Source organism: Mameliella sp. CS4 (assembly GCF_019392335.1).
Taxonomy (GTDB): domain Bacteria; phylum Pseudomonadota; class Alphaproteobacteria; order Rhodobacterales; family Rhodobacteraceae; genus Antarctobacter.
Genome location: NZ_JAHXRQ010000023.1, coordinates 31,051 through 54,920 on the forward strand (window position 1 = coordinate 31,051; position 23,870 = coordinate 54,920).

At 65.1% G+C, this 23,870-nt stretch carries 27 protein-coding genes and 2 tRNA genes; 21 read left to right on the forward strand and 8 right to left on the reverse strand.

All coding sequences use genetic code 11. The annotated features are described in order from the left end of the window. Positions 1 to 42 precede the first annotated feature (42 nt). Positions 43 to 420, reverse strand: coding sequence for a MerR family transcriptional regulator (locus KZZ07_RS21495; RefSeq protein ID WP_219517055.1), 378 nt, complete (start codon positions 418 to 420; stop codon positions 43 to 45). A gap of 136 nt (positions 421 to 556) precedes the next feature. Between KZZ07_RS21495 and KZZ07_RS21500 the strand changes: the two genes are divergently transcribed. The 11 genes from KZZ07_RS21500 (at position 557) to KZZ07_RS21550 (ending at position 8,342) form a co-directional block, all read left to right on the forward strand. Further along, the gene (locus KZZ07_RS21500; protein ID WP_219517056.1) at positions 557 to 979 is read left to right on the forward strand and encodes a PaaI family thioesterase; all 423 of its coding nucleotides are present in this window, start codon (positions 557 to 559) and stop codon (positions 977 to 979) included. Further along, positions 979 to 1,488 (forward strand): PaaI family thioesterase, encoded by a 510-nt coding sequence (locus KZZ07_RS21505; RefSeq protein WP_219517057.1) that lies wholly within the window; start codon positions 979 to 981, stop codon positions 1,486 to 1,488. The genes KZZ07_RS21500 and KZZ07_RS21505 overlap by 1 nt, the downstream gene beginning before the upstream one ends. A 109-nt stretch (positions 1,489 to 1,597) precedes the next feature. Continuing rightward, a complete protein-coding gene (locus KZZ07_RS21510; protein ID WP_219517058.1) occupies positions 1,598 to 2,920 on the forward strand; it encodes an MATE family efflux transporter in 1,323 nt (440 codons plus the stop codon). 34 nt (positions 2,921 to 2,954) lie between these two features. Beyond that, positions 2,955 to 3,185 carry an N-(5'-phosphoribosyl)anthranilate isomerase gene (locus tag KZZ07_RS21515; protein ID WP_219517060.1) on the forward strand — a complete coding sequence of 77 codons (231 nt, stop codon included), beginning with the start codon at positions 2,955 to 2,957 and terminating at the stop codon, positions 3,183 to 3,185. A 187-nt stretch (positions 3,186 to 3,372) separates the two neighbouring features. After that, entirely contained in the window at positions 3,373 to 4,617 is a 1,245-nt protein-coding gene (gene trpB, locus KZZ07_RS21520; protein WP_219517063.1) for a tryptophan synthase subunit beta, read from the forward strand. 359 nt (positions 4,618 to 4,976) lie between these two features. Next, positions 4,977 to 5,174: a hypothetical protein gene (locus KZZ07_RS21525; RefSeq protein ID WP_219517065.1), complete on the forward strand. Its 198-nt coding sequence runs from the start codon at positions 4,977 to 4,979 to the stop codon at positions 5,172 to 5,174. A gap of 7 nt (positions 5,175 to 5,181) precedes the next feature. Beyond that, the gene (locus KZZ07_RS21530) at positions 5,182 to 5,727 is read left to right on the forward strand and encodes a hypothetical protein (RefSeq protein ID WP_219517067.1); all 546 of its coding nucleotides are present in this window, start codon (positions 5,182 to 5,184) and stop codon (positions 5,725 to 5,727) included. A 139-nt stretch (positions 5,728 to 5,866) separates the two neighbouring features. Continuing rightward, the gene (locus KZZ07_RS21535) at positions 5,867 to 6,382 is read left to right on the forward strand and encodes a helix-turn-helix transcriptional regulator (RefSeq protein WP_370631217.1); all 516 of its coding nucleotides are present in this window, start codon (positions 5,867 to 5,869) and stop codon (positions 6,380 to 6,382) included. A 273-nt stretch (positions 6,383 to 6,655) separates the two neighbouring features. Further along, positions 6,656 to 6,729, forward strand: a tRNA-OTHER gene (locus KZZ07_RS21540). A gap of 4 nt (positions 6,730 to 6,733) precedes the next feature. Next, positions 6,734 to 6,808 (forward strand) — tRNA-Lys (locus KZZ07_RS21545). Positions 6,809 to 7,193: 385 nt separating this feature from the next. Next, a complete protein-coding gene (locus KZZ07_RS21550) occupies positions 7,194 to 8,342 on the forward strand; it encodes a slipin family protein (RefSeq protein ID WP_219517068.1) in 1,149 nt (382 codons plus the stop codon). Between the two features lie 219 nt (positions 8,343 to 8,561). Here KZZ07_RS21550 and KZZ07_RS21555 read toward each other — a convergent pair whose 3' ends face one another. Genes KZZ07_RS21555 through pth form a run of 3 tightly spaced genes read right to left on the reverse strand, consistent with a single transcriptional unit; the run spans position 8,562 to position 10,801 of the window. After that, complete coding sequence (locus KZZ07_RS21555) at positions 8,562 to 8,942, reverse strand: DUF2237 family protein (RefSeq protein ID WP_219517069.1); 381 nt, start codon at positions 8,940 to 8,942, stop codon at positions 8,562 to 8,564. Positions 8,943 to 8,957: 15 nt separating this feature from the next. Next, positions 8,958 to 10,109 carry a serine hydrolase domain-containing protein gene (locus tag KZZ07_RS21560; RefSeq protein ID WP_219517070.1) on the reverse strand — a complete coding sequence of 384 codons (1,152 nt, stop codon included), beginning with the start codon at positions 10,107 to 10,109 and terminating at the stop codon, positions 8,958 to 8,960. After that, complete coding sequence (pth, locus tag KZZ07_RS21565) at positions 10,106 to 10,801, reverse strand: aminoacyl-tRNA hydrolase (RefSeq protein WP_219517071.1); 696 nt, start codon at positions 10,799 to 10,801, stop codon at positions 10,106 to 10,108. Before pth ends, KZZ07_RS21560 begins: the two co-directional genes overlap by 4 nt. Before the next feature lie 68 nt (positions 10,802 to 10,869). On the opposite strand from pth, the gene hmuQ reads away from it, so the two are divergent. Together hmuQ and KZZ07_RS21575 are read left to right on the forward strand one after the other, a co-directional pair. Then, entirely contained in the window at positions 10,870 to 11,184 is a 315-nt protein-coding gene (hmuQ, locus tag KZZ07_RS21570; protein ID WP_219517072.1) for a heme-degrading protein HmuQ, read from the forward strand. Between the two features lie 38 nt (positions 11,185 to 11,222). Next, on the forward strand, positions 11,223 to 11,402 hold the full coding sequence (locus KZZ07_RS21575; protein WP_219517073.1) for a hypothetical protein: 180 nt from the start codon (positions 11,223 to 11,225) through the stop codon (positions 11,400 to 11,402). A gap of 116 nt (positions 11,403 to 11,518) precedes the next feature. On the opposite strand, the gene KZZ07_RS21580 is transcribed toward KZZ07_RS21575, so the two are convergent. Then, the gene (locus KZZ07_RS21580; RefSeq protein ID WP_219517075.1) at positions 11,519 to 12,175 is read right to left on the reverse strand and encodes a 50S ribosomal protein L25/general stress protein Ctc; all 657 of its coding nucleotides are present in this window, start codon (positions 12,173 to 12,175) and stop codon (positions 11,519 to 11,521) included. 160 nt (positions 12,176 to 12,335) lie between these two features. Here KZZ07_RS21580 and KZZ07_RS21585 point away from each other — a divergent pair, with 160 nt between their 5' ends. Beyond that, the gene (locus KZZ07_RS21585) at positions 12,336 to 13,499 is read left to right on the forward strand and encodes an MFS transporter (RefSeq protein WP_219517076.1); all 1,164 of its coding nucleotides are present in this window, start codon (positions 12,336 to 12,338) and stop codon (positions 13,497 to 13,499) included. Positions 13,500 to 13,559: 60 nt separating this feature from the next. Here the strand turns inward: KZZ07_RS21585 and KZZ07_RS21590 are convergent, their stop codons facing one another. After that, positions 13,560 to 14,723, reverse strand: coding sequence for an alpha-hydroxy acid oxidase (locus KZZ07_RS21590; protein WP_219517077.1), 1,164 nt, complete (start codon positions 14,721 to 14,723; stop codon positions 13,560 to 13,562). Positions 14,724 to 14,852: 129 nt separating this feature from the next. On the opposite strand from KZZ07_RS21590, the gene KZZ07_RS21595 reads away from it, so the two are divergent. Together KZZ07_RS21595 and KZZ07_RS21600 are read left to right on the forward strand one after the other, a co-directional pair. Beyond that, positions 14,853 to 15,389, forward strand: a complete 537-nt coding sequence (locus KZZ07_RS21595; RefSeq protein ID WP_219517078.1) for a heme NO-binding domain-containing protein — start codon at positions 14,853 to 14,855, stop codon at positions 15,387 to 15,389. A 3-nt stretch (positions 15,390 to 15,392) separates the two neighbouring features. Beyond that, on the forward strand, positions 15,393 to 16,748 hold the full coding sequence (locus KZZ07_RS21600) for an ATP-binding protein (RefSeq protein ID WP_219517079.1): 1,356 nt from the start codon (positions 15,393 to 15,395) through the stop codon (positions 16,746 to 16,748). Here KZZ07_RS21600 and trpA read toward each other — a convergent pair. Beyond that, positions 16,736 to 17,527: a tryptophan synthase subunit alpha gene (gene trpA / locus KZZ07_RS21605; protein WP_219517080.1), complete on the reverse strand. Its 792-nt coding sequence runs from the start codon at positions 17,525 to 17,527 to the stop codon at positions 16,736 to 16,738. The genes KZZ07_RS21600 and trpA overlap by 13 nt on opposite strands. Positions 17,528 to 17,693: 166 nt before the next feature. Between trpA and ppk2 the strand changes: the two genes are divergently transcribed. Further along, positions 17,694 to 18,695 carry a polyphosphate kinase 2 gene (gene ppk2, locus KZZ07_RS21610; RefSeq protein ID WP_219517081.1) on the forward strand — a complete coding sequence of 334 codons (1,002 nt, stop codon included), beginning with the start codon at positions 17,694 to 17,696 and terminating at the stop codon, positions 18,693 to 18,695. Positions 18,696 to 18,698: 3 nt separating this feature from the next. Here ppk2 and KZZ07_RS21615 read toward each other — a convergent pair whose 3' ends face one another. Continuing rightward, complete coding sequence (locus KZZ07_RS21615) at positions 18,699 to 19,340, reverse strand: TIGR02453 family protein (protein WP_219517082.1); 642 nt, start codon at positions 19,338 to 19,340, stop codon at positions 18,699 to 18,701. A 102-nt stretch (positions 19,341 to 19,442) separates the two neighbouring features. On the opposite strand from KZZ07_RS21615, the gene KZZ07_RS21620 reads away from it, so the two are divergent. The 4 genes from KZZ07_RS21620 to KZZ07_RS21635 all read left to right on the forward strand — a co-directional run bounded on the left by KZZ07_RS21620 (position 19,443) and on the right by KZZ07_RS21635 (position 23,724). After that, complete coding sequence (locus KZZ07_RS21620) at positions 19,443 to 20,813, forward strand: MATE family efflux transporter (protein ID WP_219517084.1); 1,371 nt, start codon at positions 19,443 to 19,445, stop codon at positions 20,811 to 20,813. Positions 20,814 to 20,951: 138 nt separating this feature from the next. Beyond that, positions 20,952 to 21,332, forward strand: a complete 381-nt coding sequence (locus KZZ07_RS21625) for a DUF805 domain-containing protein (RefSeq protein WP_219517086.1) — start codon at positions 20,952 to 20,954, stop codon at positions 21,330 to 21,332. 145 nt (positions 21,333 to 21,477) lie between these two features. Beyond that, positions 21,478 to 22,575 (forward strand): redox-regulated ATPase YchF, encoded by a 1,098-nt coding sequence (gene ychF / locus KZZ07_RS21630; RefSeq protein WP_219517088.1) that lies wholly within the window; start codon positions 21,478 to 21,480, stop codon positions 22,573 to 22,575. 159 nt (positions 22,576 to 22,734) lie between these two features. Next, entirely contained in the window at positions 22,735 to 23,724 is a 990-nt protein-coding gene (locus KZZ07_RS21635) for an SLAC1 anion channel family protein (RefSeq protein ID WP_219517090.1), read from the forward strand. Positions 23,725 to 23,870 lie beyond the last annotated feature (146 nt).

The window sequence follows — 23,870 nt, forward strand, 5'->3', positions numbered from 1 at the left end:
GTAAGGAATTCCTGACCCAGATTGACGCAGGGGCGACTCGCGTCAGGCAGAATGCCCCAGCGAGTCGGCGGTCTGGTCGCGCAGGGTCTTGAGCTCGTTCATCGCCTCTTCCAGCTGCTGGCGTTCCTCGGCCAGCTGTTTCAGCTGCCGGTCCGCCATTTCCAGCCAGGCCTGCATCTGGGCCTCGGTGCCTTCTTCCTCGTAGATCATCAGCCACTGGCGGATTTCCTCGAGCTGGAACCCGAAACGGCGTCCGCGCAGGATCAGCGTCATGCGGGCGATCTCGCGCGCGCCATAATGGCGCGTGCGCCCCTCACGCTCGGGCGAGATCAGTTCGATATACTCGTAGTACCGCAGGGTCCGCGGCGTCACGTCGAACTTCGCGCACATCTCCTTGAAGGTCAGACGCGTCTCGTCCATCGCTTGTCTCCCATCGGCTTCGGGCGAAATCTAAGCCCAGCCCGTCGGGGTGACAAGCCGCCTCGCCCGGGCAGGCGGAACGTCCCGCTTGCAGCGCCGCGATCCCGCGACCATAAAGACCCCAAGGAGATCCCGCATGAGCGCAGACAAGGCAGATATCGCCCGTCAATTCATCGATTCCATCCCTCACTGCAAGGCGCTGGGCATGGAAATCGCGGATCTTGGCGACGGCATCGCAGAGATCCGTATGCCCTATGACGCGCGGTTCATCGGCGACCCGGAGACCGGTGTGATCCACGGCGGCGCGGTCTCGGCCCTGATGGACACCTGCAGCGGGGCGGCGGTGATGAGCCATCCGAAATCGCCGGCGGGCACAGCCACCATCGACCTGCGCATCGACTATATGCGACCGGCGACACCGGGCCAGGCGATCACCGCGCGGGCAGTCTGCCACCATATCACCCGCTCGGTCGCCTTCGTGCGCGCGACGGCCACGGACGAGGACACCGACCGCCCGGTCGCCACCGCAACCGGCACCTTCACCGTGGAGGCCCAGTGATGGCGCGTTCCGCCCCCGAACCCGTCCAGGTCATCAAACAGCGCCGTGACGCGGCGCTGTCGGCGTTGGTGTCTGGCGTGCCCTACATGCAGTATCTCGGCGTGCGCTTTGACCGGCGCGGGGATGAGCTGACTGCCGTCTTGCCCTTCGATGACAAGCTGATCGGCAACCCGATGCTGCCTGCGATCCACGGCGGGGTGACGGCGGCCTTTCTGGAAATCACCGCGATGGTCACCCTGAACTGGAGCTATCTCTGGCAGGATATCGAGTCCGGTGCGCTGGATCCCGACAGCATGACCCGGGGCGCGCTGCCCCGCCTGCCCAAGACCATCGACTTTACGGTGGACTACCTGCGCTCGGGCCTGCCGCGCGACGCCTATGGCCGCGCCCGCGTCACACGGTCGGGTCGGCGCTATGCCAGCGTCCAGGCCGAGGCCTGGCAGGATAACCGCGACCGCCCCTTTGCCCAGGCCAATGCGCATTTCCTGATGCCGCGCCAGGACGGGTAAGCGGGCAGGGCGCGGATTACCTGACGTAAATTGTCGGCCCGCCCTTGCCGTTTCCGCGGGGCGCCCATATCCCGGGGTCATCCCGTTTCCAAAAGACACCCGGGGAACCATGACCGCGTCCCAGCCCATCACCCATGCCCGCGTTCTCACGATCGCCGTGCCGATCGTGATTTCCAACATGACCGTGCCGCTGCAGGGCATTGCGGATACGGCGATCATCGGCCAGATCCCCGATGCCACGCCCATCGCCGCCGTGGCCGTGGGTGCCGCGCTGATCACTGCTATGCTCTGGGTCTTTGCCTTTTTGCGCATGGGAACGGCGGGAATGACGGCGCAGGCCCAGGGCGCCGGCAACCGGGCCGAAGTGGCGGCCCTGTTGACCCGGGCGCTGATGATCGGCGGGGCAGGCGGGCTGTTGCTGATCCCGCTCTTCGGGCCCGTCGCCGCCTTCGGCTTTGGCCTGTCGCCCGCCAGCGACGAGGTCAAGGCGCTGGCCCAGGGCTATATGGACATCCGGATACTCTCTGCCCCGGCGGCCATCGCGATCTACGGCATCAACGGATGGCTGGGAGCGCAGGAGCGGACTCGCGCCATGCTGGTGCTGCAACTCTGGCTGGTGGCGGTGAACGTCGGGCTGAACGTGCTCTTCGTCACCGGCTTTGACATGGGGGTCGAGGGCGTAGCCTGGGCGACCTTCGTTGCCGACTGGACCGGGCTGGTTCTGGGGCTCTGGCTGTGCCGCTCCGCCTTCGCGAACCCGGCCTGGCGCGACTGGCCGCGAGTGTTCGACCGCGCGCGTCTGCGCCACATGGCGGCGGTGAACACCGACATCCTGATCCGTTCGCTTCTGCTCGAGGCGATCATGCTGTCCTTCATCTTCTATTACAGCGCAGGGTTCGGCGTGGTGACGCTGGCCGCCAGCCAGGTCCTGCTGCATTTCATTGAGGTCATGGCCTACGCGCTGGACGGCTTTGCCTTTGCCGCCGAGGCGCTGGTGGGCCAGGCTTTTGGGGCCCGCGCGGTGGTCGCGCTGCGGCGGGCGGTGCGGCTGACCGCGCTCTGGGGATTCCTGTCGAACCTGGTCTTCGCCCTGGGCTTTGCCCTTCTGGGCAGCACGATCATCGATGCCATGACCAAGGACCCCGAGGTACAAGAGACCGCCCGGATCTACCTGCCCTGGATCGTTGCAACTCCCATCCTGGGCCTGCCCGCCTGGATACTGGACGGGATCTTCATCGGGGCGACCCGAACCCGCGACATGCGCAACATGATGGCGATCTCGGTGGCGGTCTATTTTATCGGCGTCACGCTTATGGTGCCGGTCTGGGGGCCGCATGGGCTCTGGGCGGCGCTGATGATCGCCTATGTTACCCGCGCGGCGACGCTGGCGCTGCGTTACCCGGCGCTGGAACGCGCGGCAATGGCCGCTTAACGCGGTATTAACCGGTCTGAGGTGAGATCGGGGCATGGCCGTTCTGCCCGATCATATCACGCCCGACCGCTGGCTGGCGCAGATCTTCGCCTCGCGCGAGGCGATGGGCGGGGGTGTGGTCAAACGCAAGATCCGTGATGTGGAACGGCTGGTCGGCCGCGACGCCTTTGTCGAGGCCGCGACCCGGCGCGGGTTCCAGGTGGTGGAGAACCATCGTCACTTCGTGATCTTCTGCAACGGCAAACCGATCCGCCGGGTCCGCTGAAAGGGCCTTCAAAGGCCCTTTGACAACGCCGTTCCAACGGCGTTGCCCAAGCGCGTTCGAACGCGCTTCTCCAAGGCGCTTCGAAGCGTCTTGCCGCCGCAGCCCCCGCGATGTGCCGCCTGCTTTTGCCTCTGGCCTTTTCCGCCCCAAATGCCCTATTCAGACGGCCAGACAGAGGAGAGGTGTTATGGACGATCTCGTGAACAGCTTCATGACCGGACCCAATGAAAAGGGCCGTTTCGGCATCTATGGCGGGCGTTTCGTGTCCGAGACACTGATGCCGCTGATCCTCGAGCTGGAGGCCGAGTACGAAAAGGCCAAGACCGACCAGTCCTTCTGGGACGAGATGGAGTTCCTCTGGAAGCATTATGTCGGCCGGCCCTCGCCGCTCTATTACGCCGAACGGCTGACCGAACGCCTCGGCGGCGCCAAGGTCTATATGAAGCGCGACGAGCTGAACCACACCGGCGCGCACAAGATCAACAACGTCCTGGGCCAGATCATCCTGGCCCGCCGCATGGGCAAGACCCGCATCATCGCCGAGACCGGGGCAGGCCAGCACGGCGTGGCCACCGCAACCGTCTGCGCCAAGTTCGGCCTGAAATGTGTTGTCTACATGGGCGCGCATGACGTCGAACGCCAGCAGCCCAACGTCTTCCGGATGAAGCTGCTTGGCGCCGAGGTCATCCCCGTCACTTCCGGGCGTGGCACGCTCAAGGACGCGATGAACGACGCGCTGCGCGACTGGGTCACCAACGTGCGCGACACCTTCTACTGCATCGGCACCGTTGCCGGTCCGCATCCCTATCCGGCGATGGTCCGGGACTTCCAGTCGATCATCGGCAAGGAAGCCAAGGAGCAGATGCAAGAGGCCGAAGGCCGCAACCCCGACACGATCATCGCCGCCATTGGCGGCGGTTCGAACGCGATGGGCCTGTTCTTCCCCTTCCTCGACGACAAGGAAGTGAACATCATCGGCGTCGAGGCGGGCGGCAAAGGTGTCAACGAGAAGATGGAGCATTGCGCCTCGCTGACCGGTGGGCGCCCCGGTGTTCTGCATGGCAACCGCACCTACCTGTTGCAGGATGACGATGGCCAGATCCTCGAGGGCTTTTCGATCTCGGCAGGCCTCGACTATCCCGGCATCGGCCCGGAACACAGCTGGCTGCATGACGTGGGCCGCGCGCAATATGTCTCGATCACCGACAAGGAGGCGCTCGAAGCTTTCAAGCTCTGCTGCGAGACAGAGGGCATCATCCCGGCGCTGGAACCCTGTCACGCGCTGGCCCATGTGGCCAAGATCGCGCCCGAGCTGCCCAGCGATCACATCATCTGCATGAACATGTGCGGGCGGGGCGACAAGGACATCTTTACCGTCGCCAAGCATCTGGGCGTCGACATGTCCGGCACCGAGGGCCGCAGCGCGGGCTGATCTGGCCACTTTGAGCGCCTGAAACCCATGTCCTTTTGAATCAAGAGCTTGATGCCCATAAACTTCGGTTTATGGGCATCTTCATGTGGTTTAGGCGGCGTATGATAAACCCCCGTTGAGTTCCCCCCCCGGCGCGCAGCGGGCAGATTGTCCGAGGTTGCCGACTTGATCGGTCAAACTCGTCGGTCACCTGCCGTCGCCGGATGTCCCACACCGGTCCCCGACCGCACCCGTCCGGTTCCCCGTACCGGGCTAAGGCACGCTCACGGAACGCGGTCATCGGTGTAAGGCCTCGGCAGGTGGCCGACACATTTTTCACAGTCTCCCCGCAGGGGATGACCCGCGCGCGAATGAATGTCATGATGAAGACCCGGATCACACGAACACAGACTGTCATGGCCATGACCCCGACAACCACCCTCATGATGACGATGACCACGCTGGTCACACCGACGACCAAGGTCAAACTCATGACCAAGCACCGACGCCTTCGCCAGACCGGCGACATGGCGACTTCGCGCAAGACAAGCACGGGTGCCTGGTTCGTGGCCGTGTAGCCGCGCCATGCGTCTTGTTCTCATATGCCTCGGGCTTGTCGTCAGCCTGCTCTGTACGCCCCCCGCGATGGCGCAGTCCTACCGCGACCGCGTGATCCAGAGCCTGACCGACCAGGGTTTTTCCAATTTCCGCGTCCGCCGGACCTGGCTGGGCTATGACCAGATCATCGCCCTGGGGCCCGATGGCCGGCGCGAGGTGGTGCTGAACCCCTCGACCGGGGCCATCCTGCGCGACTATCTCTACACCTCCGATGTCCCCCGTTCGCGCAGTGTGCCTTTGGCACACGGCAGCACGCCCCCGGCCAAAGCGGCGGATGCCGGCGGCACGGCCCCGCCTGACGCCAGTCCCGATGCCGATCCCCCCGACGAAGGGGCGCCGGGACAGCAGGACAAGGACGGCCCACCGGGCCAGGCGGACAAGGATGGCCCCCCGGGCCAGGAGGACAAGGACGACCCGCCCGGACAGGGGGACAAGGGTGATCCTCCCGGACGCTCTGACGACAAGCCCGGCGCTGACCCGCCAGGGCGCGACGGGGCTCCCGGCCTCAACTAGGCGGTTTCCCGCCGGTCTCCGGGCTTGCCTGTCCGGTCTCTGCGGGTGCATTCTTGCCCCGAGACGCGCAACCATCCCCATCCCTGCAATCCGGCATGATCCTTGCGGTCATGCCGTCTCGCCAATGGAGCCTTCTGGCGTGAAAACCCGCATCGGAATCGGCATGCTGTTTTCCTTCCAGCTTTGCTGTGCCGGGTTCTTTCTGAATGACATCCTGTCGACGCGCCTTGGCCTGCGCAGCGTTCCGATTCCCTGGGCGATTTACGAGCTGATTCAGATCAGCGCCGCCATCGGGCTCATCGTGGGCCTGGGCGTCACCGCGACGCTTTTGGCGCGCAGCCTGCGCGCTCGTGCCCAAGCCGAGGACAGCCTGCGTCTGGCGCGCGGCGCCTTCATGGAAGTGCTGGACGAACATTTCGAAGAATGGAGCCTCACGCCCGCCGAACGCGACGTGGCGTTGATGGCGATCAAGGGCTTGTCCACCGCCGAGATCGCAGAGGTGCGCAAGACCTCCGAGGGGACGGTCAAGGCGCAGACCAACGCCATCTACCGCAAGGCCCAGGTCACGGGGCGGCCACAGCTCCTGAGCCTCTTCATCGACGATCTGATCGCGGCGGACCCGCCGGATCAGCCGCCGGCACTCGCAGCCCGGTGACTCTTTGCCAAACCCGAACCGCTTTGGCCGGTCGATTTGCACGTCTTTGCCATCTGGCCTTTTCAAAAGTTGCGCAACCTTGAAATATTGTTGCGCCTCCGCAACGGCAGCAAGCGGGCGAAAAATTCAAGGTAGAGCGAGTCAGCCCGACACGGGTATTCAGCACCTCCGGACACTCCGGAACTGACCCTAGCGGGCGGAGGTGATCTCTCCCCCGGTGCAGGCGGCGCTGCCGAAACTGTATGCCAGGGCGGGGACGGGCGGTCTGGAACGGACACTGTACCTCAGACAGGTCAGAGCAGCGGATTTTCTTCCGTTGGGCGTGGGCTCAAATCCCACCTGTGTCGTTCTGCAAATGTAGCTCATGGGTAGAGCATTCGGCCCTTAATCGAAGTGTAGCAGGTTCGATTCCTGCCTTTTGCTCCAAAACGCCCTTGATGGAGGGCACCGGCTTCGGGTGCCGGTCCACGAGAGTGGTCCACCTCACAGGATCCGGGGCGTCTCTTGCAGGCGTCCCCTGCCAATCCCTGCGCGGCACCGCGATGGGGGCGGCAGAGGGGTCGCCTGCTCCGGTCGAGCGCCGGGGTATCGGATGACGGTTCCGCCGGGTGCCGGTCTGCCACGGGTCTGACGGCCCGCGGCGCGCCGGTGCTCCGCGCCCCTCTCTCCGGGCTCCCGCCCGCGGTCGCGGCATGGGGGCGGTCCCGGATCCACCTCTTTGACACCTGCGGGGCATGTCGCCCCCAACCCACTGCAAACAAAGGAACATCGTTTTGCGACGACGATAGGCACGAGGAAAAGGAGACGAAAGATGACCCATGTGCTGACCCGAATGATACTTGCCCTCACCGGGCGCGAACGCGTCACCCTGACAGAGACCCAGCGGATGCTGGTTCTGGTCAACGGTCGCTTCGACGCGCTGCTCGGCCCGGGCGAGCACCTTGTGCCGCGCGACAACTGCACGCGTGAGGTCCACAGCATCGACCGTCTCCGGTTCACCAGTACCTTTGACCGGGCGCTGTTCCGCAGCCGCCCCGATCTTGTCGAAGGGCACCTGACTGAGGTGCGGACCGGCAGCGAGGACATCGCCATCGTCCTGCGCGACGGGCGCCCGATGCAGGTGCTCTTCCCCGAAGAACGCGAGGTATTCTGGACCGATGCGGGCCCCTTCACGGTGGACCGCTTCGACCTCGCCAGCGATCCCGGTGTCGATGCCACTTTGGCGCGACGCCTCGACCGGGCCGGTCTTGGCCGGGCGCTGACCACGGTGACAGTGGCCGAGGGCCATGTCGGGATGCTGCATTTCGACGGGGTGCTGATCCGCCGTCTGCCGCCCGGTGTCCACAGCTTCTGGGCGGTCGGCCCGCGCGTGACGGCGCGGCTGGTGGACATGCGCACCCGGGCCCATGAGGTCGTGGGCCAGGAGATCCTGACCAAGGACCGCGTGACGATCCGGGTCAACCTGACCGCGATCTTCCGTGTGACGGATCCGGAACGCGCCGTGAGCACGGTCAGCGACTTTGAAGAGACGCTGCACCGGGCGGTGCAGCTGGTCTTTCGCCGGCGCCTTGGGGCGCTGACGCTGGATCAGCTTCTGGCTGAAAAGGGCGCCATCGACGTCGAAGCGGGCGACAGCCTGCGGGCCGAGTTGGCCGGGATCGGGATCGAGTTGAAGGAGATCGCCCTCAAGGACGTGATCCTGCCGGGCGAGATCCGCGAGATCCTGAACCGCGTGGTCGAGGCCGAAAAAGAGGCCGAGGCCAACGTGATCCTGCGGCGCGAGGATACGAACGCGATGCGTGCGCTTCTGAACACCGCCAAGGTCATGGAGGACAACCCGGTGATGCTCCGGCTCAAGGAGTTGGAGGCGTTGGAGGCGATCGCCGCCAAGGTGGATCACCTCACGGTGCACAACGGCACCAGGGGCCTGATGCAGGAGATCGCGCGCCTGCGCGACTGATCGTCGGCCAAAGAAAAGCCGCTCCGGTCAAACCGGGGCGGCAGTTTCGCGATCTGTCCACAGGTCGGAGGAGCCTGGGGGCAGATCGCTTTCCTGAAAGCAAACAGGAGATATTCGGGCAACCAGACCCTGCGTTCATCGTGATCCGGCAATGGTTAAAGGCGGGTTAAGCTTGCCTTCGAGGTCCGGGAATTTCGTCTGAACGGGGCAAGCGGCGTCTCAGCCCCGGTCGGTCCAGCTATATGTCTCGAGAATCCGCAGCGGCACGATGTCCAGCGCACCGCGATGGGTGGCCGAGAGGTTCACCAGCGGCGCGCAGCCCTCATCGTGGGCCTGCAGAAAGCGCCCGGCGCAGAGACACCAGTGATCGCCGGGCTTCAGACCCGGAAAATGGAACTCCGGGCGCGGGGTCGAAAGGTCGTTGCCGACATATTTGGAATAGGCGAGGAACTCTGCCGTCATGACCGCACAGACCGTGTGACTGCCCCGGTCTTCGGCACAGGTATTGCAATGGCCGTCACGGAAAAATCCCGTCAGCGGCTCTTGAGAGCAGGACTCAAGAGGTCCGCCCAGGGCATTGAAAGAAGGGTCTTTCTCCATCTTTTCCTCACTCCCTTATTGGTTGGCCAAACGGCGGAACATCTGCAGTGCGTCGTCAAAGGCCCCGGCCTCGCGAAAGCCGCGATCCGCGCCCGTTACGGCCACCACCGTGCCGCTTTGCCGGTCGATAGAGACATATTGACCATAGATGCCACGCGCCATGAACTCACCCTTGCGCGCGTCGGACGGCATCCACCATTGATAGCCGTATTGCAGCTCTCCGGGCTCCGTGCGCGCCGAGGGCGTGGTGCTTTCGATCACCCAGTCCTCTGGCACGATCTGCTTGCCCTGCAGGCGCCCGCCGTTGCGAAACATCTCTCCGAGTCGGGCATAGTCGCGCAGCATCAGGTTCAACCCGCCAAGCGCGAAGGCCACATCGTAACCATCTGACAGGTAATAGGGTTTGCCATAGGCCCCCATCGGGTCCAGCAGGTTCTCCGCCAGTAGATCCGGCAGTGGGCGCCCCGTGGCGCCCCGCGCAACCATCGACAGGACATGCGTGTCGATCGAAACATACCGCCAGCGTTCGCCGGGCGGCTGATCGGTTTCGGTCAGTCCTGCGGCGAAACCGTCCATCGAGCCGCCAAGCGCAAGGATGCGACCCATCTTGTTGATGTCGCTCCAGAAATCCAGGTAGTCCTCGTCGAAAACGACTCCTGTGGACATCTGCAGGACATTGCGGATCGTGGCGCCCTCATAGGCGCTGCCCTTGAGCTGCGGGGCGTATTTCACCACCAGGTCGTCCAGGCTGTCCACATGACCCTGCGCCACCAAGATCCCGAAAAGTGCGGACAAATAGGATTTGGCCACAGACCACGAGATGCGCAGGTCTTCGGCGCCGGTGCCCAGGTGATAGCTCTCGTGAACAACCTCTCCATTACGCAGGACAATCGCCCCGGTGATGGCCCGCCGATCCAGCCAGTCCTGCCAGTCCGCCGGCATCTCCATCGCGGGACCTTCGGGCAGCGGGACGGCGCTGGTCGTGACGGGGATCGGGACCGTCTCGAACAGTCGGTCCATGTGGCTGAAGTTCTCGACGATCTCGCCCTCGTCAAAGAGCGTCATGGTGGCGCGCAGGCGGCCTAGCTCGTCGCGATAGGCAAAACCCGCGGCGGACAGCCCCACAAGGACGACAAGGCCGATGGCTGCGAGACGCTTGCCCTTCATCGGAACTTGTCCACCAGTCGTTGCAGGGGGTTGCGGGTCTCTTCCTCGCTGCCCGTATCCTCGGGCGGGGCGGCTTTCGGCGCCGGGCCAGCCTTGGGTTTCTCAGGCGTCTTCGAGGTCCGGGGCGGCGCCGTTCGCAGCGCGACGGCATTCGAAAACTTGCCTGTGTCGCCTGCCGCAAGCTGTGGGGCGCCGTCCGACACCCCGCGTAGCAGGTCGTCCAGCCAATCCTGATCGGCCTTGTGGAAATCGTGCAGGACGTAGGCCGCGACCAGCTCCTTGCGGCCCGGATGGCCGATGCCCAACCGCACCCGGCGATAGGCCTCGCCGATATGGGCATGGATCGAACGCAGCCCGTTGTGGCCCGCGTGCCCGCCGCCCGTCTTGACCTTGCACTTGCCCGGGGCCAGGTCCAGCTCGTCGTGGAACACGGTCACATCGCCCGGGTCCAGCTTGTAGAACCGCATCGCCTCGCCCACCGACTGGCCGGAAAGGTTCATGAAGGTCTCGGGCTTCAGCAGCAGCAGTTTTTCGCTGCCCAGCCGGCCCTCGGCCAGTTGGCCCTGGAACTTGGCTTTCCAGGGGCCGAACCCATGATCCTCGGCGATCCGGTCCAGCGCCATAAAGCCGATGTTGTGCCGGTTGCCGGCGTATTTCGTGCCGGGATTGCCGAGACCAACGAATATCTGCACTGTGCCCTCCGAGATCGCCTGCGCCCTATGTAGGCCAGAGGCGGCATGGATCACAACGGGAGAGCGGAATGTACCTGACCATGAACCGGTTCAAGGTGGTCAAATCCGAAGTCGAGGCCTTTGAAACCCTCTGGAAAAACCGCGACAGCCACCTGAAAAGCGTCCCCGGGTTCCGCAGCTTTGCCCTGATGAAGGGGCCGGAGCGCGAGGATCATGTCCTCTATGCCTCGCACACGCTGTGGGAGGACGAGGCCAGCTTCACCGGCTGGACCAAGTCCGAGGCGTTTCGCGCCGCGCATGGCGGGGCGAAAAGCTCGGCGCATATGTACCTGGAACCGCCCGAGCTGGAGATCTTCGAGGCGGTGCAGGTGCTGACCGCCTGAGGTCACCGGAGAAACTGCCGCTTTGGGGCAGGATTGGCATGGACAGGACGCCCGACAGTCGGGCCTACAGTTTTGTCCAGATGGACCGGCCTGCCTATATCCAGTCGCTCATGGCGCGCGGTATCACGGCGGCGGCCGGGGCCGGGGACTGCTCCGAGGCGCTGGCGCAGGGATTTCGCGACGAAACCGCCGCGCGGGTTGCGGCCCAGAGCGTTTAGGGCGCGATCCTCTTTGCCAGCCGCGTGGTCCGCAAACCCGGCTGACCATTCCCCGGACAAAGAAAAACCCCCGCCGGGGGCGGGGGTTCGAAAGCTGTTCAGCGAAGCGCCTGTTATCAGGCGTCTTCGGAGGCGCTGTCTGCGGCTTCTGCAGCAGCCTCTGCGGCGGCTTCGGCTTCTTCTTCGGCTTCCTGTGCGGCCAGGCCCGACGGTGCCGAGATGTTCGCGATCACGAAGTCGCGGTCGATCGTCGGCTTGGCGCCTTCCGGCAGGGTCACGTCCGAGATGTGGACGATGTCGCCGATTTTCAGCGTCGACAGGTCGACGGTGATCTTCTCGGGGATGTCACCCGCGGTCACGATCAGTTCGACTTCCGGGCGAACGATGGTCAGAACGCCACCCTTCTTGATGCCGGGGGCCACGTCTTCGCCCACGAATTCAACCGGGATGTAGAGGTTGATCTTGGTGGTGCGGCGCAGGCGCAGGAAATCGACGTGGGTCGGCAGGTCCTTGACCACGTCACGCTGCACGTCGCGGCAGATCACGCGCACATCCTCGTGGCCATCGACCTTGAGGTTGAAGAGCGTCGCCTTGAAGCGACCGGCCTTCAGGCGCTTGAGCAGGGCGTTGAAGGGCAGATTGATCGGCAGAGGATCTTTGTCGCCACCGAAAACGATGCCCGGAACCATGCCAGCACGACGTGCCTGACGAGCGGCGCCCTTGCCTGTCCCCGTCCGTTCCTGGGCGTTGAGATCAGGAATCTCACCAGCCATATTGTATCTCCATCTAAAAATGCAGGGTGCCTCCAAGGCTGTCACCCCGCGTGAAGCCGTGCCGGTAAACCGGATCGCCCCGTTTGGCAAGCGGATTCGTCCTCCCGGCCCGGTCCGTTTCGCGCTGGACGACGGCGGCGGCCCGTGGCAGGCGATCCCCATGTTGCGCGATCTTATCATCAGCCGGGGGCCAGCGGCGGGTTTCGTGGCCGTGGGTCTTTACTGGGGTGCCTTCGCGGCATTGGTGCCCGATCTCAAGCCGCAGGTGGGCCTGTCCGATGGCGGCTTTGGCCTGGCGATGCTGGTCTCGGCGGCGGGGGCCGTGCTGGCCATGTGGCTGGCGCCACTGGCGCAGCGGCGGCTGGGCAACGGCGATCTGCCGGTCTCGGGTCTGCTGATGGCGCTGGCCTTCCTGTTGCCGGGGCTGGCCGGGGGCGGCGTGACATTTGCCCTGGCGATGATGGCGGCGGCGATGGCCTCTGGCACGCTGGACGTCTCGATGAACGCGCGCCTGTCGATGCTGGAGGGGCAGAGCCGGCGGTCGCTGATGAATCTCAACCACGGGATCTATTCCGCCGCCTATGCGGTGGCCGCGCTGATGACGGGGCTTGCGCGCGAGGCGGGCTGGTCGCCCTTTGCCGTTTTCGCGGCGCTGGCGCTGCCGGTCGTGGCGCTCTGCGTCCTGATGGCGCGGGCCCCGGTGCGCGAGACCCCGCCAGAGGAGGGCGCGCCACCGGCTGCGCCGCTGTCCTGGTGGGTCCTGGCGCCCCTGGGGGCCATTGTCCTGCTGGGCTTTCTGGCTGAACAGGGGACCGAGGGCTGGTCGGCACTGCACCTGGAACGCACGCTGGGCGCGGGGGCGGCGCAGGGCGCATTGGGGCCGGCGATCCTGGGCGTGACAATGGCGCTGGGGCGGTTTTCCGGCCAGGTGGTGGCGCAGCGCGTCAGCGAAGCGGCGGTGATCCGGCTGGCGGCCGTGCTGACCTGCGCGGGCGCCGTGACGGCGGCCTTTGCGCTGGGGCTGGCGGTGGCCTATGCCGGTTTCGCGGTGCTGGGGCTGGGGGTGTCGGTGGTGGCGCCGATGGCCTTTTCCTGGTGCGGACGGCTGGTTTCGAGCGAGTTCAAGGCGCTGGCGATCAGCCGCGTCGCGGTGCTGGGCTATGCCGGGTTCTTCGTCGGTCCGCCGCTGATGGGCGGTCTGGCCGAGGGGTTCGGCCTTGGCGCCTCCTTTGCCGTGGTGGGCGCGCTGATGCTGGCGATCCCGCTGGTGCTGGTGCCGCTGGTCCGGCGGGCGGCGGCAACCGCGATGACCCCGGCAGAGTGATCCGCCGGGGTCCTGTTTCGCGCGCGAAACATTTTCATTCATTAACAGCGGGTTAACCCGTCAGGCCCAGTCGCCGGAGAACCCCTTGGGCACCATCAGTATATCGCGGTTCACCGTCTCGATATCGGTGTGGCCACAGAGCGCCATCGAATGGTCCAGTTCCTTGTGGATGACCTCCAGCGCGCGGGTCACGCCGGCCTCGCCCATCGCGCCCAGACCGTAGACGAAGGCGCGGCCGATCCAGGCGCCCTTGGCCCCCAGCGCGCGCGCCTTCAGCACGTCCTGACCCGAGCGCACGCCGCTGTCCATATGGACCTCTATCTTGTCCCCCACCGCATCGACGATCGGTTCCAGCGCGCGGATACTGGACAGCGCCCCGTCCAGCTGCCGCCCGCCGTGGTTTGACACGACGATGGCATCGGCGCCGACGTTGCAGGCCTCCAGCGCGTCGCGCGGGTCGATGATGCCCTTGATGATCAGCGGGCCGTCCCACATCTTGCGGAACTCGCGGATGCGGTCCCAGTTCAGCGACTGGTCAAAGCTTTCCGCCGTCCAGGTGACCAGCGACGAGGGGTCCGTCACCCCCTTGGCATGGCCGACGATATTGCCGAAGAACCGCCGCTTGGTCTGCAGCATGTTCAGGCCCCAGCCGACCTTGGTCATCATGTTGGCGACGGATTTCGGCGTCAGCTTGGGCGGGGCGGAGAGGCCGTTTTTCAGGTCCTTGTGACGCTGACCCAGCAATTGCAGGTCGACGGTGATGACGGCGGCGGAACATTTCGCCTCTTTCGCCCGGTCAAAGAGGTTTTGCATGAACTCGTCGTCGCGCAATGTGTAGACCTGCATCCAGAACGGCGCCGAAGTGTTCGACGCCACGTCCTCGATCGAGCAGATCGACATGGTGGACAGGCAGAAGGGCACGCCGAATTTCTCGGCCGCCTTGGCGGCGAGGATCTCGCCGTCGGCGTGCTGCATGCCCGTCAGGCCCACCGGCGCCAGCGCCACCGGCATCGACACGTCCTGCCCGATCAACTGTGTTTTCGTCGAGCGGCCCGCCATGTCCACCGCCACCCGCTGACGCAGGTAGATGTCGTCGAAATCCGAAGAATTCTCGCGAAATGTCTGTTCGGTCCAACTGCCGGACTCGCAGTAATCGTAGAACATTTTCGGCACCCTGCGCCGATAGATGCGTTTGAGATCCTCGATTTCGGTAATGACGGGCATGGCAGGGCGCTTTCGTGGGAATTGGTAAGAAGCGATTACCAATGGCCGGACATTCATGCAATGCGACTCTTAAGACGCTCTTCATCGGCCTGGGCTACGCAAGTTCAAACGGGTCAAGGAATCAGGCCGATGAAGGGCATCGTGTTCACGGAGTTGCTGGAAATGGCCGAACAGGCCATTGGCGAAGAGGCTGTGGATGACATCCTCGACCAGCTCGACCTGGACTCCGGTGCGGCCTATACCTCGGTCGGGAATTACCCCTGCAGGGAGCTGATGCAGATCGTTGGTGCCGTCAGCGACCTGACCGGCATTCCGACGGAGGATCTGCAGCGCAAGTTCGGTGCCTGGATGCATGCCCGTTTCGTGCAGACCTATCCCCAGTTCTTCGAGGACAAGGCAACCGTTCTGGACATGCTCGCCGCGATCGAGGGCGAGGTGCACGTCGAGGTGCGCAAGCTCTATTCAGACGCGGAACTGCCGCGGTTCGAGACGGCCTGGGTGACGCCGGAGCACCTGCGGATGACCTATCGGTCCGAACGCCCGCTTGTCGCCTTTTGCCACGGCCTGATCGAGGCCTGCGTGGACCATTTCGGCCAGGACGCGCAGATCGGGCTGGACCGGGTCTCGCCGCGCGAGGCGGTGTTTGACGTCCGGCTGGAGACATGAGGCATGGGCTCTCCGGTAGTCAGCGCGCCGGATGACGGCAGGGTCCTGCGCCGCCGCTACGACCGCGAACGCGCCGCCCGCAAGGAGGCCGAGCGCCTGCTTGAAGGCAAGAGCCGCGCCCTGTTCGAGGCCAACGCGGCGCTGCAGGCGCAGGCCGCCGCCCTGGAAGAGGCGGTGCAGGAACGGACGCGGGAACTGGAACAGGCCAAGACCGCGGCGGAAAGCGCCAGCGCCGCCAAGAGCGGTTTCCTGGCCATGATCAGCCACGAGATCCGCACACCGCTGAACGGCGTGTTGGGCATGGCCACGGCCCTGGTCGAAAGCGATGAGTTGCAGGGCGAACAGCGCGAGATGGCGGAAATCATCCAGTCCTGCGGGTTGTCGCTGCTGGAATTGCTGAACGATCTTCTGGACCTGTCCAAGATCGAAGCCCACAAGATGGAAATGGAAGAGCGCGATTTCGACCTGGACGCGCTGTGCCACGAGGTCCGCCAGGTCTATGAGCCACGGGCCGAGTCGAAGGGCCTGGACCTGCGGGTGCGGCAGGACGCGCGGGCGCGCGGCTGGATCAGCAGTGACCCGACACGCCTGCGGCAGGTGATCACCAACCTGGCGTCCAACGCGCTGAAATTCACCGCCACGGGCGGGATCCATGTCGATCTGCGGCGCAAGGGCGAGGTGCTGGAGATCGAGGTGCGCGATACCGGCCCCGGTGTACCACCCGAAAGGCGAGACCGCCTGTTCGAGGCCTTTACCCAGACCGATGCCTCGATCACGCGCAAGTTCGGCGGCACGGGGTTGGGCCTGGCGATATCACGGCGCATCTGCCGGTTGCTGGGCGGTGATCTGGTCCATGAACCCGCACCCGAGGCCGGGGCGCGTTTCATCGCCCGGGTCAAGGTGCGCGATGCGCAGCCACGCCCGCGCTCGGCCGATACCTCTGTGGATGCGGCAGAGGCGGTGCTGATGGCGCGGGACTGGCGCGTGTTGGTGGCCGAGGACAGCGAGACGAACCAGAGGGTTCTGAGCCTGCTCCTGCGGCGCTATCCGCTGCGCATCGACATGGTGGATGACGGCGCCGAGGCGGTCGAGGCGCATTTCGCCGAGGCCTATGACCTGATCCTGATGGATGTGAACATGCCGGTCATGAACGGGTTGGAGGCGGCGGCCATGATCCGCGCGGTCGAGGCGGCGCGCGAGTTGCGCACCGTGCCGATCATCGCCCTGACCGCCAACGCGATGACGCACCAGGTCTCCAGCTACCTGCGGCAGGGGGTGGATGCCCATGTGGCCAAGCCGGTCCGCCGCGAGGAGTTGATCGCGGTCATGGCCCGGCTGTTGCTGGCTCAGGCCGAGTGAGCGCCACCGGCGAGGCCCGACACGAAGGACAGGACCTCATCCACAGACTTGCCGGAGGCGAGTTCCCCCACGATGGCCGACCCCACGACGCAGCCGTCCGCGACAGAGGCGATGGCCTGGCTGGTCTCGGGCGTGCGGATGCCGAAACCGACGATCACGGGCAGATCCGTCTTGGCCTTGATGCGCGCCACCTCGGGGGCGACATCCGCCGCCTCGGCCGCCGCCGCGCCGGTGATCCCGGTGATCGAGACGTAGTAGACAAAGCCGCTGGTGTTCTGCAGCACCTTGGGCAGGCGCTTGTCGTCGGTGGTGGGCGTGGCGAGACGGATGAAGTTCAGCCCGGCCTTTTGCGCGGGAATGCAAAGCTCGTCGTCTTCCTCGGGCGGCAGATCGACGATGATCAGACCGTCGATCCCGGCCTCCTTGGCCTGATCAAGGAAGGTTTCGACCCCGCGCGAGTAGATCGGGTTGTAATAGCCCATCAGCACGATCGGGGTGTCATTGTCCCCGGCGCGGAAGTCGCGCACCATCTGCAGGGTCTTGTCCAGCGTCATCCCGCCTTCGAGCGCGCGCTGACCGGCCAGCTGGATCGTCGGCCCGTCTGCCATCGGATCGGTAAAGGGCAGGCCCAGTTCGATCACGTCGACGCCGGCCCCGGGCAGGCCCTTCATCACCGCCAACGAGGTGGCCACGTCCGGGTCACCGGCCATGATATAGGCGACAAAGGCTTTCCGTCCCTCGGCTTGCAACCGGGCGAAGGTGGAATCGATGCGTGTCATGGCTCACTCCCTGCAAGGCTTTTGCCTCTTGCCGGATGTGCGGGGGAAAATCAATGCCGCCTGGAAAATGGAAAAAGGTGAAGCTTTCGTGACGGTTTCTTGACGTGTCGCAAGGCGGGGGCGCCGGGATCATGCGATCATTGGACCGTGACATAAAGGAGACCCCATGCCGCCATCCCAGACCGCCCCCGCCGAAGACCAGATTGTTGCCAATGCCGTCGATGCTGTTGCCGCGCCCGAGCCTGTCGTGGAAGCCGAAGCACCTGCAGTCGATCCCGTTGCCGTGCCGCTGCCCGCGCGGAAAGAACGCCATCACCCGACCCCGGACGAGATCCGCCGCGCCTTTGAGACCGGCGAATATCCCTATGACAAGAAGGTGTCGCGCCGCGCCTACGAACGCGACAAGGCGCGCCTGCAGGCCGAACTGCTGAAGGTGCAGCTCTGGGCGCAGGAAACCGGGCAGAAATTCGTGCTGCTGTTCGAGGGCCGAGATGCCGCCGGCAAGGGGGGCACGATCAAGCGGTTCACCGAACATCTGAACCCGCGCAACGCGCGTGTCGTCGCACTGAACAAGCCGACGGAGCAGGAGCGCGGGCAGTGGTATTTCCAGCGCTATATCGAGCACCTGCCGACTGCGGGCGAGATCGTGCTGTATGACCGGTCGTGGTACAACCGCGCCGGCGTCGAGCGGGTCATGGGCTTTTGCGAGCCGAACGACTACTTGGAATTCATGCGCCAGACCCCGGATCTGGAGCGGATGTTGGTGCGCTCCGGCATCCAGCTTTACAAGTACTGGTTCTCTGTCACGCAGGACGAGCAGCTGGCCCGGTTCCAGAGCCGAGAGACGGACCCGCTGAAACAGTGGAAACTGTCGCCCATCGACAAGGCCAGCCTGAACAAGTGGGAAGATTATACCGAGGCCAAGGAGGCGATGTTCTTTTACACGGACACCGCCGATGCGCCTTGGACGGTCATCAAGTCGGACGACAAGAAACGCGCGCGGCTGAACTGCATGCGGCATTTCCTGTCGACGCTGGATTACCCGGACAAGGATCACAGGATCGTCGGCGTGCCCGATCCGCTGATCGTGGGCGGGGCCGGGCATGTCATCCACCGGTCGGATCATATCCTGGGCAAGATCCTGCACCCGGACGGGCGCCGGACCTGACGCTCAGGCGATCTCGCCCAGCCAGTCCATCAGCGGGGCGAACTCGGTGATGACCTGCCGGCTGCTGGCGGCGGGATCGGCGGCCAGCGCCGCGTCCAGGTTATCGCGCCAGGCGACATAGCCCTTGCACCGCAGCATGTCCTCGCGCGGGTGATCGGCGGGGTAGGGGGCGGGCACCCGTTGCAGCGAGGGGGGATCGACGCGCCATCCCGCCTCCGCCACCAGCGCGGCCAGCTCTGCCCCCCGGTCCGAGGCCACCGCCTCGCGCCAGCGGTCAAGCTGCGCGGGTTCGAACTGCATCAACCCGGCGCCCAGCGTGGCATAGTCGGGCGAGATACCCAGCATCCAGACCCGCCCGTCCGGCAGCGACCACATCATGTGCAGATGGGTGTGATAGGGGGTCTTGTCCTCGGAAAAGCGCACATCGCGGTGGGGGCGGAACAGCTTGGTCCGTGGCGGCGTGCCCCGGGTCTCTCCAAGCCAGGCGGCAATCCGCGCAAGCAGCTTTTCCGACGGGCGCTTGAGCTGGCTGTCGTAGCGCGCCTTGTTGTCCCGAAACCACTCACGGTCGTTGTTTTCCGCAAGTTCCGAAAGGAAGGCGCGGGCGTCCGGCAAAAGCCGCTCAAGATCAACGGGGTCGGCCATTGGAAAGCTCCATCAAGGCGCCTGCGAACAGCCTAGCACAGGACGGCAGGTAACGCACCCCGCGCCCTTGCCTCCCGTGGGGGCTGGCACTAAGGGCGGGGCATGACCATGCCCATGTCCTACACCGAACACAGGCGCGCTGTCCTGCGCCTTGGCCTGCCGCTGATCGGCGGGCATCTGGCGCAATTTGCCATCGGTCTGACCGACACGATCATGATCGGCTGGTACGGTGTGCCGGAACTGGCGGCCCTGACCCTGGCCGGGTCGTTCTTTTTCACGGTTTTCCTGTTCGGGTCGGGCTTTGCCTGGGCGATCATGCCGATGGTGGCGCGCTATGCCGCGCAGCAGGACGAGGTGCTGGTGCGGCGCGCGACACGCATGGCGCTGTGGCTGTCGATCCTCTATTTCTTCGTGACCCTGCCGTTGTTCTGGTTTTCGGGGACGATCCTAGGCGGCATGGGCCAGACGCCCGAGGTGGCGGCGCTGGCACAGACCTACCTGCGCATCGCGGCCGCCGGGCTTTTGCCCGCGCTGGGGGTCATGGTGTTCAAGAACTACCTGGCCGGGCTGGAACATACACGCGTGGTGCTGTGGATCACGCTGGCCGCGGCGGGGGCCAATGCGCTGGCCAACTATGCGCTGATCTTCGGCAACTGGGGTGCGCCGGAACTGGGGATTTCCGGGGCGGCGATCGCCTCTGTGACGGTGCATGTGATCTCGCTGCTGCTGGTGGCGGGTTATGCGCTGATCAAGCTGCCAGAGCACGAACTGATGGTGCGCTTCTGGCGCCCGGACTGGGAGATGTTCGCGCAGGTCTTTCACCTTGGCTGGCCCATCGGGCTGACGACCCTGGCAGAGGTCGCGCTGTTCGCGGCCACCGCCGTGCTGATGGGCTGGCTGGGCACGATCCCGCTTGCGGCGCATGGTGTGGCGCTGCAGATCTCGACGGCGGCCTTCATGGTACAGCTGGGCCTGTCCAATGCGGCGACTGTGCGGGCGGGCAATGCCTTGGGCCGGGGCGACCTGGATCATATGCAGCGCGGGGCACGGGTGGTGGCGGTGCTGGGCGCCGTGGCGGCGGCGCTGACCGTGACCGTCTTCGTGGCGCTGCCCGAAACGCTGATGAGCCTCTTTGTCGACCCGCAGGACCCCCAGCGGGACGCGATCATCGCGGCGGGCCGGGGGCTGTTGCTGATGGCGGCGCTGTTCCAGGTCGTCGATGCGACCCAGGTGATCCACATCGGCCTGTTGCGCGGGCTGCAGGACACGCGGGTGCCGATGATCATGGCGGGGGTGGCCTATTGGGGTATTGGGATGCCCTGCGCCTGGGTCTTTGGCTTTGCCCTGGATTGGGGCGGAGAGGGCATCTGGTTCGGGCTGGTCGTGGGGCTTGCGGCGGCGGCGGGGCTGTTGATGTGGCGCTTCTGGAAGCACAGTCCGGCGATTCTGGCGCGGCAGACGTCAGGCGCCTGATTTACCACTCGTTTTCGCGCGACTGGTGGTATTCCACCATTGAGAACGCCCTGGTACGGTGGTTAATTGCCGCTACCGGATCGGGGACGCGATCCGGGCCACTCAGGGACCACGGACAGTTTTCAGGAGACACAGATTATGGCCCATACAATGGATGCGGGTGCCGGCGGATACGACCGCCAGGTCGGCATGGGAGAAGCAGTCAAGCTTTTCTTCAGCAATTACATCAATTTCGAAGGCCGCTCGAACCGCGGTGAATATTGGTGGGCCTTCCTGGCCATCATCCTCATCTCCTTCGTTCTGGGAATCATCGACGGCATGCTGGGCATCATGGTGCTGGGCGCAATCTTTTCGCTGGCGACCCTGATCCCGGGCATCGCGATTGGCGTCCGCCGTCTGCATGACATCGACAAGTCGGGCTGGTGGCTGCTGATCGGCCTGGTCCCGGTTGTCGGTTTCCTGGTGCTGATCTACTTCTTCATCCAGAAGCCGACCCCCGGCCCGAACCGCTTCGGCTGATCCCTCCTTCGTCAGTTCAAGGCATGCACGGACCCCTCTTCCCCAACGGGAAGAGGGGTTTTGCGTGTCACGGGACGCCTCGCCGCTTGCACGCACGGGGTTGCCCGACTAGAAGCGGCCCGTCATTCAAGAAGGAGTGTGCCCGATGGGCTTTCGGATGGGAATCGTGGGGCTGCCCAACGTGGGCAAGTCGACGCTGTTCAACGCGCTGACCAAAACAGCGGCGGCGCAGGCGGCGAACTTCCCCTTCTGCACCATCGAGCCCAACGTGGGCGATGTGGCAGTGCCCGATCCGCGGCTGACGCAGCTGGCGGAGATCGCCAAGTCGGGCCAGATCATCCCGACGCGCATGACCTTCGTCGACATCGCCGGGCTGGTCAAAGGTGCGTCCAAGGGCGAAGGGCTGGGCAACCAGTTCCTGGCCAACATCCGCGAGGTTGACGCCATCGCCCATGTCCTGCGCTGTTTCGAGGATGACGACGTCACCCACGTTGACGGGCGTGTCGACCCGGTCTCGGATGCCGAAACCATCGAGACCGAGCTGATCATCGCCGACATGGAGAGCATCGAGAAGCGGTTGCAGAACATCGTCCGCAAGGTGCGCGGCGGCGACAAGGAGGCGGTTCAGCAGGAACGGCTGATGAAGCTGGCCCTGGCCGTTCTGGAAGAGGGCAAACCCGCCCGCGTGGTCGAGGTGGACGACGAGGACGCCAAGGCCTGGCGGATGCTGCAGCTCCTGACCTCCAAGCCGGTGCTCTACGTCTGCAATGTCGATGAGGGCGACGCGGCCGAGGGCAACAGCCTGTCGGCCAAGGTGGGCGAGATGGCGGCGGCGCAGGGCAATTCCCACGTGGTGATCTCTGCCAAGATCGAGGAAGAGATCAGCCAGCTGGACGCCGAGGAAGCCGCCGAGTTCCTGGAGGAACTGGGGCTGCAAGAGGCGGGTCTCGACCGGCTGATCAAGGCGGGTTACGAGCTCTTGGGCCTGCAGACCTATTTCACCGTCGGCCCGAAAGAGGCCCGCGCCTGGACGATCAAGCGGGGCACCTCGGCGCCTCAGGCGGCGGGCGTGATCCACGGCGATTTCGAAAAGGGGTTCATCCGGGCTGAGACCATCGCCTTTGACGACTACGTGTCCTGCAACGGTGAATCCGGCGCCAAGGACGCGGGCAAGATGCGCGCCGAGGGCAAGGCCTACGAGGTCAAGGACGGCGACGTTCTGCATTTCCTCTTCAACACCTGACCTGATCCGATCAGCGGCGCCTTGATGCAACGGCCCTCTGCCCCTGCCGGGCAGGGGGCTTTTTGTTGTCCAGGTAACGCGGTTCCGCGGATTTGATGCAGGTCAACGCGAACGCGGCAAATACATTCCAAGAGATGAATGTGTTTCCGGAGGCCCGCGATGACCGACCAAGTTTCCCCCCATGCCGCGCCGATGCCCGAGCAGAGGCTGTCGCATTTTCACATCACCCTTTTTGCCAGCGTGATGGGCCTGTCCGGTCTGGCGCTGGCGCTGCATGCGGCGGCGGGCTATTTCGGCTGGGGACCGGGGCTGCCACGGTTCGCGCTGGCGGTGGCAGCGGCGGATCTCATCGCGGTCACGTTGTTCTACGCGCTCAAGGCGCTGCGCCATCCCGGCGCGGTTGCGCAGGAATGGGCGCATCCGGTCAAGCTGAACTTTTTCCCCGCCATCCCGATTTCACTGATGCTGGTGGCCACCGCCCTGCGATTTGAACTGCCGGGCGCGGCGCTGTGGCTTTGGGGTGTTGGCGTGGCGCTGCAGGCGGGGCTGGCGCTGGCGGTGATCGCGGCCTGGATGGGGCCGCGAACCTTCGGCCTGGGACAGGTGAACCCGGCCTGGTTCATCCCGGCGGTGGGCAACGTGGTGGTGCCGGTGGCGGGTGTGCCGCTGGGCTTTGCCGATCTTTCCTGGCTGTTCTTCGCAACCGGCGTCCTCTTCTGGGCCGCGCTGCTGCCGATCCTGCTCTTGCGCCTGATCACGCAACCGGCCCTGCCGGCGCGTTTGCAGCCGACGTTGGCGATCCTCGTGGCGCCGCCATCCGTCGCCTTCCTGTCCTGGTTGCAGCTGAATGGCGGTGAGTTGGACGGTTTCGCGCGCGTGCTGATCAATGGCGGGCTTGCCTTCGGCGCCCTGGCGACGGTCCTTCTGGTCCAGGCGATGCGCCCGCCCTTTGCCCTGTCCTGGTGGGCGCTGAGCTTCCCCTTGGCGAGTTTGACGATCTCCTGCCTGCGCTACGCGGACCTTGCCGGCTCCGCCCTGCACGGGACCTTGGGGGCAGGTCTCTTGGCACTCCTCGTGGTGATCGTGACGGGCCTGGTGGCGCGGACATTGCTGGGCATGACGCGGGGAGAGATCTGCCGTCCGGAATGAAGACCTGGCGGTTTTGTCGTTTCGCTGTCAATTTCGACTTGTTTCCGCCGTTTCGCCCGCATAGACACGGCGGCGGAGACGTGGCCGAGTGGTCGAAGGCGCTCCCCTGCTAAGGGAGTAGACACTCCGGGTAAGCCGCTGATTTC